This window comes from Psychrobacter sp. Sarcosine-02u-2 (assembly GCF_002836335.1).
Taxonomy (GTDB): Bacteria; Pseudomonadota; Gammaproteobacteria; order Pseudomonadales; family Moraxellaceae; genus Psychrobacter; species Psychrobacter faecalis.
On the sequence record NZ_PJBX01000008.1, the window covers coordinates 1 to 8,193 of the forward strand.

General features: G+C 37.7%; 5 protein-coding genes and 1 pseudogene. 1 reads left to right on the forward strand and 5 read right to left on the reverse strand.

All coding sequences use genetic code 11. The annotated features are described in order from the left end of the window. A pseudogene (locus CXF58_RS00510) lies at window positions 1-110 on the forward strand (IS982 family transposase); the annotation flags it as partial. 122 nt (window positions 111-232) lie between these two features. Here CXF58_RS00510 and CXF58_RS00515 read toward each other — a convergent pair. The 5 genes from CXF58_RS00515 to CXF58_RS13940 all read right to left on the reverse strand — a co-directional run bounded on the left by CXF58_RS00515 (window position 233) and on the right by CXF58_RS13940 (window position 7,987). Next, the gene (locus CXF58_RS00515) at window positions 233-3,559 is read right to left on the reverse strand and encodes a site-specific integrase (protein WP_180952483.1); all 3,327 of its coding nucleotides are present in this window, start codon (window positions 3,557-3,559) and stop codon (window positions 233-235) included. Beyond that, window positions 3,550-5,913, reverse strand: coding sequence for a site-specific integrase (locus CXF58_RS00520; protein ID WP_102076253.1), 2,364 nt, complete (start codon window positions 5,911-5,913; stop codon window positions 3,550-3,552). The genes CXF58_RS00515 and CXF58_RS00520 overlap by 10 nt, the downstream gene beginning before the upstream one ends. Next, a complete protein-coding gene (locus CXF58_RS00525; RefSeq protein ID WP_068037374.1) occupies window positions 5,900-6,424 on the reverse strand; it encodes a hypothetical protein in 525 nt (174 codons plus the stop codon). The genes CXF58_RS00520 and CXF58_RS00525 overlap by 14 nt, the downstream gene beginning before the upstream one ends. A 949-nt stretch (window positions 6,425-7,373) precedes the next feature. Beyond that, window positions 7,374-7,898 carry a TIGR00645 family protein gene (locus CXF58_RS00535; RefSeq protein ID WP_068037376.1) on the reverse strand — a complete coding sequence of 175 codons (525 nt, stop codon included), beginning with the start codon at window positions 7,896-7,898 and terminating at the stop codon, window positions 7,374-7,376. Then, window positions 7,892-7,987, reverse strand: a complete 96-nt coding sequence (locus tag CXF58_RS13940; protein ID WP_227514060.1) for a hypothetical protein — start codon at window positions 7,985-7,987, stop codon at window positions 7,892-7,894. The genes CXF58_RS00535 and CXF58_RS13940 overlap by 7 nt, the downstream gene beginning before the upstream one ends. Window positions 7,988-8,193: the final 206 nt, after the last annotated feature.

The following is an 8,193-nucleotide window of genomic DNA, read 5'->3' on the forward strand; positions in this document are numbered from 1 at the left end:
TCACGGGGTTTATCACAAACTTGCTGTCAGGTTTAATTGCTTATTGCTGGTTTCCCTATAAACCCACCATCAAAAATATGCCTCAGCAGGGACAGGTAGCAACATTGTAAATAGTATCAATGAGTTACAATGTGGCTTATCCCGAACTGGGGTTACCCCATTATTGATAGTAGATTCACTGATTTTTAAATTCTAGGCGTCGCTGTCGAACACCGAAGCAAACTTAAATAACTTATGACGCATTATCTAAAATCACTAACTCTTCATCCGTAATCAATACCATATAAACAAAAAATCGCAGCAACGGAGAAAATTGCCATTTATCATTTACAGAGGATCTGTTATCAATCAAAGCGATTCCAATGTTGAACGTACCCATACTATCTTTACTGATGCTACGCAATCCCTTCATATCAGCTAAATTAAGATGGACTTGTGATGCCGCAGGATGAGCAACTAGCCAATTTTTCGCTGGCAGTAATTGTTTGGCAATTTTGATAAAACGTCGTAACGCTTTCTTTTCTTTGATTGAAAAAGGAACAAACGCCTTACTGTAAGATAGATGCTCTTGGCATAGAGCTATAAACCACTGCCAATCATCTAATGAGTTATCTCGTAGTTTTTGAGCACTGCTTTGCAGTGAAGACAGTAATCTATAATCACTTTTGTACTGAATACTTTTTGGAAGGCCATTTGTTCCAATGAATCTAGGGTTATCATGGCTCGAGGTCACATTGGCTACTTTTCGCGCTCGATTTATAATGATATCTGCGTCGTGTAAATCAATATTAACCATTATTGCAGCCTGCTTTAAAGCTATGCCTAAAGCATTTTGCTGTAATAAGAACCAAATGCTATTCATGCCATAGCGCATAAATAACGTTTCTGTCCTACTTTGTGAATCGACTAAAAGGGTCGTGTTTTTAATACATAAGCGAGGCGCTTCATATTTGCGCTGACTAAGACTTCGAAACAACAACTTTCGGACGCTAGTTAGGCTGACGTCGTTATGGTCGATAATGGCATCATTCTCTTTAAGCCTTTTTCTATTGATGCCAGTGACGTTGTTAATGGCAACAACTGGTAGCTTAATATTAGCGCCGCTCAGCGCATAAGTTGCCATTAAAACAGCGATATGGTTGTAATACTCAAAACTGCGCTGCGGTGATAAATGACCCATGATTCCAGATAGAGCGTACCAGCGATCTTGCGCATTAAGATGCTCACCAAGAACGCCATATTTGATCCGTTTAATGTCTTCTTCGTTATAATCAGTCAAAGCTTTAACAAGCTCAGTATCACCACATAGTACAAGTGATAAATTAGTAACCGCCGTATGTCGAAACGCATGAAAGGTTTGCTCCGGCTTATTACCTGGCTTTTTTGGGATGTCCTGTAAGATACGTCTTAGCAGTTGTAGCGGTACGTGATCATCAATTGGCGTCTTTTCAGAAGATAGTGTGAATATAAAGCTTCTAGGATTAAGACCGACAGTACTTTGTGTGTATCTTATAAATAATGCCAACTCGTCTGGCTGCAACAAAGCATAAATAGGGATTCTACGATTGCTGCCAGCTGTTTTTAAATCACGATAAGGATTACTACGAACAACAAGTGACGGAGACGGTGAATTTAGGCCTTCTATATCAATGTACCGTAATCCTAACAGCTCCTTTTTACGCATTCCTGTTCGATAGACCAGCATAAACATCAAAGCAAACATCTCTCGCTCTAGAATATCCACGCTATGCAAAATCTGTGTAATAATCGCGTGATACATATGAAGGGAAATCAACTCAGCACGAACGCGTCGACCCTCTTTTTCATAGGCAATCGTTACTTGTGGTAGATCGTAATTTTCATGAGCAAAGTTATGAAGGCGTTGTAACAGCTTTGCATAATAAGAAATATTTATGTGACGGCGAACTGTGGTTTTGTACTCCAAAATATCCTCATAGAGCACCTCAAAGTCCTCTTCATCCCAACCATCAATAGGCTGATTCATTGAAAAATACAGCCATTCATAGCCAATGCTTCTAATGTATTGCAACACGGAAGTACTTTTAATAGAATTGTCCAACTCATCTTTTAAAAGAGCCAGTATCCAATCTAAAAACACCCTCTCATTAACTGCAGTGTATTGCTCATACCTTTTTTCTATCCTTTGGATCAAAGTAAGCGGTTTATAGCCTAATCTCTTACTTTTTAGACTTCCTACAATTTTAAAATCACTAGCGATATCCGTAATCAGCTCTGAGCGCCGTACTTTTCTACCATGTAGGCTTGGAGTCGTGCTTTTATCTAATATATTTTCTGATCCTTTTATTGACAACTTTAGAATATCGTCTAAGTCGTAATTTTTTACCGATTTCTTATATTGTCCTTCTAAAAATTCTTTAAACTTCTCTTTGGTCAGCCCTGCTGTATTTTGCTTGCTACTCAGTACCGCTACGGAAGCTTGATCAATATCAGCACCATCAAGCATCTCCCAATGGTAACTTGCGTAAGACAGCATCTGCGGAAAAGTTAAAATCGTCAAACCCCCATTGTTAAGCACTGGTTTTAAAGCGTTTATCAAGTAACTCTCAGCACTTTTTTTTAAACTTTTTTCAGCCTCATCATTGATAGCCAGTTTATTTTTTGCTTGGCGATATCGTAGCAACCAGCATTGGCTGACCATATCTAGAACAATTTGCTGAGTGTTGTAAAGCTGATTTTGCGTGTTACTACGCTCATTGCCATAATACGCTTGTAGAAACCGGACTGATATTAGTAATCGCTTATTGATAAATGGCTGGTATTTTTCATTTATTAGAGCCTCAAGCCAACTTTCAAGTATGGCTTTACTATTAATGCCACCATACATGATGCCAGAGTAAACCAGCCATCCTAATATTTCTTCTAAGCTATACTCACTCGTTTGTGTCCAGTGGTGACTTACCGCTCGTACCATCTCATTAATTTGCTTACCTTTAGTGATCCAATCATTATTAATGAGGAGCGGATTAAATTTTGTGGGCAATACAGTCTTGATATTAGGATAGCGATAATCATTAAGCATAAAATGCTTGTTTTGATAGTCAATAAAACGATTTACCACTTTATAGGCTTGTTTAACTCTTTTCTCTGTTTGGCATGTCTGCGTGATGGTTTGATGAGCATAGCTTTGAAACTCTAAAAACCCTTCTGCATCTATGGGCCTGATTTGTTGATTTAAAACAATATTGAACTGTTGCAACAGCAAATCCCAACGCCACCAGCGCTTATCAAAATATATAATGCGACATCTATGCTTCTCTACTAAAAAAGTATGGCTATGATAAGCACAAGCTTTACGAGAGTATTTTTTAGTATCTTTTAGTATCTTGATATTATCAGGATACGCTTGACGTAGTTGCTCCCATTTGGTTTGAAACTTAGCAAGCAATCCAATTTCAAGCTGCTTGGCCTTCCCTACCTCTTCTAGTATTTGAGGGTCAGGGATATAAGCCTTTTTTCTTCCATCAAATTTTGCCAGTGTATCTATAATTTTAGGCAGCTTGATTTCATTTACGAGCACGACATGCTCCATTCATCATGATTGTTTTTGATATTAATTTCTTTTAAACCCAATGTCTCTGCCAGCTGTTCAAACTGATCACCCACTTGTTTAATCTGATGCTTACTAAGTGATGAGAAACGTCCTAATGCATGTTGGCGCGCTTTTTCATGACCAACAACTGCATTGATGAGCACCATATCAACGCCTAGTCTTTCAAGTTGGGTCCGTACAAAATGACGGGTCCAATAAGGGTCAGTGTCAATAATATCTTTGCTCATATGATAAGCGTCGCCTCGTTTGATGACATCAAGTGTACTGAAGTTCTCTGATAGCAGTCGCAATAATGCGATCTCATTACCTAGACGTATCTCATCAATACATTCGCTAATTTCCTGTTTCAATAAATTATTAAGCTGATAACCAATTAAATAGCTCCGGTAATCGCTTAGTAAGCGTATGAGTGTCGAACATAAAGGTATGAGTCTATGACTCTTTGATTTTCGATTGGGTTTGTCATCAATCATTAGCCAGCCAGCCTCAAGATCGATATCGCTCATCAGTCCGATACCGTTATTTGGTCGTACACCCGTCAATAAACAAAGTACAAACCATACGAAAATGCTGATACGATTAAAATGTGTATTGGCATCAGTACTGCTGTCCGCCCATGCTTGCAGCTCAGTGATAATCTCACGAACATAATTTGGCGTAAATGCAAATCCAGAACCTAACGTGTACTTGTGCCAAGGGGTGATATATGACATATCAAAGTGATTGTCTTGATTGAATATACTCAGCGCTAATTTATAGTGAGACAAAATCTCTTCGCTAAGATGACTGCTGTAATACATGGCTGGAGCTTGAGAGGCAGGCGTTCTGCAAATCAGGTCAGCGATGTGAGCATTGCTGTTTGGCGTGTAGCGAGAAAGCACCACATGCAGTGCAGTCTCAATACGATTCGTTGATAAGTACGGCAAACTTATTTTAGCGCGTAGATAGGTAAGATATTCTTGAATACCATTATCTGATGGTAGCTCACCTGTTAATATTTCATCGATAAGCCATTGCGGGACAGGAATTTTAATGATGTCAAGCTGATTTTCATACTTACTACCATTAAACGCTTCTTGCCGTTTGGTAATACCAAGCGAATGATGAATGTAGCTTCGATTCAAACCAATTTTAAAAATACTCGGATGACCAATGTATCCTGCAATAGTTAAAGATTTAATGGGCAACGCTGTAATCATAGACAGCAACAAAATGTAAGCACAGTCCCGATTGGAAGTGTTGGTTGAAAACTGAGTATCTTGGCAAAGCGCTGAAAATATCCGCTGATAGCTGGACTTTGGTAGTACCCGAACGTTTGAATTGAGCGCGAGTTCTTGTTGAGAAATGTGGTTTTGTTGCAGCGATAAGTCTATCGTTTGGAGCGGAAAAGACAGCCCTTTTGGCAAGTCAGTAGTGACTTCATAACTTATAAAGGGCGGGTCATAATGATCAATACTTTCTTCATATGTGGTGGTTAAGCCCTCATAACTCTCAGTCATCGCCGTATAAAACTGCGATTGCGACTCTAATACGAAATCTTCAAAATGTTCATCATTCGACCCTAGGTCATTTTGAACATTATTGACTGCTAACAATACAGGTTGATTGGCTAGGCTAATAGGCTTTATCTGGTTATTGGGTTCTATTTTTAGACGTTTTTTCACATAGTGAGCATCTTGATAAGACGCTATGATCTTATTAATTTGTCTGACATCAGGAAGCTTTAAAAACTCTTTTTGTGTACGATCACCATACTTAATCGCTAAACGCTTTGACACATCTTGTAGTGATATCAAGATATTATCTACTTTTTGCTCTGGTATCTCAGGAAGCTCACGCCAAATCCAGGTTCGTGTTGCTGCCTTTGAGAATTGAGCCAGTTTAAATTGCATCAAAATATTGTGCATATGCGTCTTTTTGCCATGATATATAAGCAAAACCGCAGTGTGTAACGCAATTGCAAGCCAATACAGCTTCTGCCGAAGACGAACGGTTTGACGACGCTTATACATGATATTTTGCATCAAAATTAAGACTTGCATTATAAGCGGCTTTTCACTGAGCTCAGATCTGCCAATGTGCATATCACGCTCGGCAACCGGTCTCTCATGCAATATTTTTATCACTTTATTAATCAGTTGCTCTTGGTGATCAGCATTGCAATAACCTTCCTGAACCACTGCTACGATATCACCAATAGCTGCTACTGCCCTTTCTCTATTCTTAAAATCGTCATGATCGCCTTGGTGGTTGATGGTCTGTTTGATAACGTCGAGACTCGGTACATCGCGAAGATGGTAGTGAGACTTAATAGTTGACATTATTTTTGTCCTTTTTATAACGTTTATAATAAGTCTGCTCATGAATGTTAATAAGATTACAAAAAGTACCGATAGAGAATTTTTTTGAGCTAAAAAGCTGCTGGTTTATATCAGCAGTGAGAAATCTATTTAAATGAATATAAATTAACCTGATATCTAAATATTTTTGATATCTACATATAATGTCAATCAATTCATAAAATGCATATTTAACCTCGAATTGCGCTTCATTAATTTTTACTATGGATACTTTCTCTGCGCACAACTCTTGGTTAAGATCTACAGTTTTTAACAGATAAAAAACTTCAAAGTTATTCACTAATTGTATTACTTCGCCGGTTTTTATAAATAGTATAGGCTTGGCTAGCGTCAGATTTTGATAAGCTATAAATGTGTTCGAAGATTTAATTTGCGGACGAATGAACTGATTATAGATTTCAAACAATTTGACGATATCATTAACAATCACGACTGAAGTCTTTTGTAACTTAGCAATAGTGACATTATCCATTTTATATTCCTCTAAAATTTGACCTCTACCCTTGTTAAATACCTTACAACCTTAAAGGATATTAAAAAAGCTGCTCTGAGAGATAAGCGTCAATTGGTGTCGCATATAATTAATTCTGATTTTGATGCTAAAGTGGATGAGAATGACTTGTATTCTAGTTAATCCCCTTACTCACGAGGAACAGGGCTGGTAGCGTAAAGTGATGTTAGCATGCAACGTTTTTATAGCGTGTCGGCTCAAATACTTAAACATCGTAATGATTACTACAAAATATTAGAGCGTACTCAAAAAGGGAATGCAGATGTTACTGAATGGTTGATTTGGTTTTTACAAGCTTTAGAGTAAACACTATTATGCGCACAGAAAACCACGGATAAAATCATCAGTAAAGCCAGCTTTTGGCAGACCCACCGTCAGCAACTATTGAATCCAAGGCAAGTAAATATGGTCAATGTACTGTTGATTAGTGTTTAAGGCAAACTCATGATCAAAAAAAAAGGGGGGGATAATGACGAAGTGTTCGGCGAATACTGAATTGAAAGCTATTAAGGATTTGGTAGAAAAAAGCATATTAGAGAAGTCTACTGCTTAAGGGCGCAGTACGAGTTATGAGCTAGTCTTATAAAGCTTACTCTCTATCGTAAAAAAACAGTATGACCAAAGAAAAATCAATATACTCGAGAATTCTAAGTTAGTCAGATATCCCTGACCACAGGGGGCCCTCAGTGCCTGCTACTAAAAAGGTTGGCTGCTTATTTTTAAGTTTTGTTAAAAGCTCTATTTCTGTTAGACGTTCATAGATCTTGATTAGATTACCATCAGGATTTTAATGCACAAATCACTTATCACACTGATGTCATCGAATAAGGTCAATAAACTGGCTCATGCCATCTAAGATCCTTAGCGCATATTCGCGTAAATTAATAAATAGATTTCTATTGAACTTTTTTTAATGTTTTTTAGTATCACCAACAATCTTGTCCATCAAGGCAAACAACAGGCCTGAAAGTACAAACGTCATATGAATAATCACTTTCCACATCAACCTATCAGCATCACTCTCGCTCATCTCTTTGGGTATATCCATAAATGATTTAAGAAGATCGATAGCAGAAATGGCAACAATAGCACCGATGACTTTAAGTTTTAGGCCAGAGAAATTAATTTTTCCCATCCATTCAGGACGATCCTCATGATCCCCTGTATCAATTTTTGAGACAAAGATTTCATAACCACTGAATATAATGATGAGTAACAAACTTGCGACCAATGACATGTCGATAAGAGCTAACGCACCAACGATCACATCGGCTTCAGACGCACTGAGCACATGGGTGATCATATGCCACATTTCTTGGAAAAATTTGATAAATAATAAAATAATACCGAGTACTAATCCCAAATAAAATGGGGCTAGTAGCCAACGGCTATTAAATATGATTTTCTCTAATCTTTGCTCAGTTTTCTTTAGCATAGGGATCTCTTAAGGTTTTCGATGGTATTAATTACAAGGCTTAATATGATGACAATCACATTATTGGTAATCGCAAATGCATTAATCATGCTTTCAAGGCTGAATGGGAGGTTAAGGACTTCAAAATATAGAAAATAATAATACCTTTCCTCATAATTGCGCTGGTTGCTTATGCTACTATAAAACTGAGCCTTCTATTGCTCAATTTTTTATGCCCATTTTTCTTAACGATTACTCTAACTTTTATAAGGAAAGACACTGATGTGGTTGGCAATACTTGCAGTAGTCGTAGGAC

Bases quoted from the DNA above. Each gene is read 5' to 3' on its own strand.
- CXF58_RS00520 (WP_102076253.1), bottom strand. From the start codon at position 5,913: ATGTCAACTATTAAGTCTCACTACCATCTTCGCGATGTACCGAGTCTC.
- CXF58_RS00525 (WP_068037374.1), bottom strand. From the start codon at position 6,424: ATGGATAATGTCACTATTGCTAAGTTACAAAAGACTTCAGTCGTGATT.
- CXF58_RS00535 (WP_068037376.1), bottom strand. From the start codon at position 7,898: ATGCTAAAGAAAACTGAGCAAAGATTAGAGAAAATCATATTTAATAGC.
- CXF58_RS13940 (WP_227514060.1), bottom strand. From the start codon at position 7,987: ATGATTAATGCATTTGCGATTACCAATAATGTGATTGTCATCATATTA.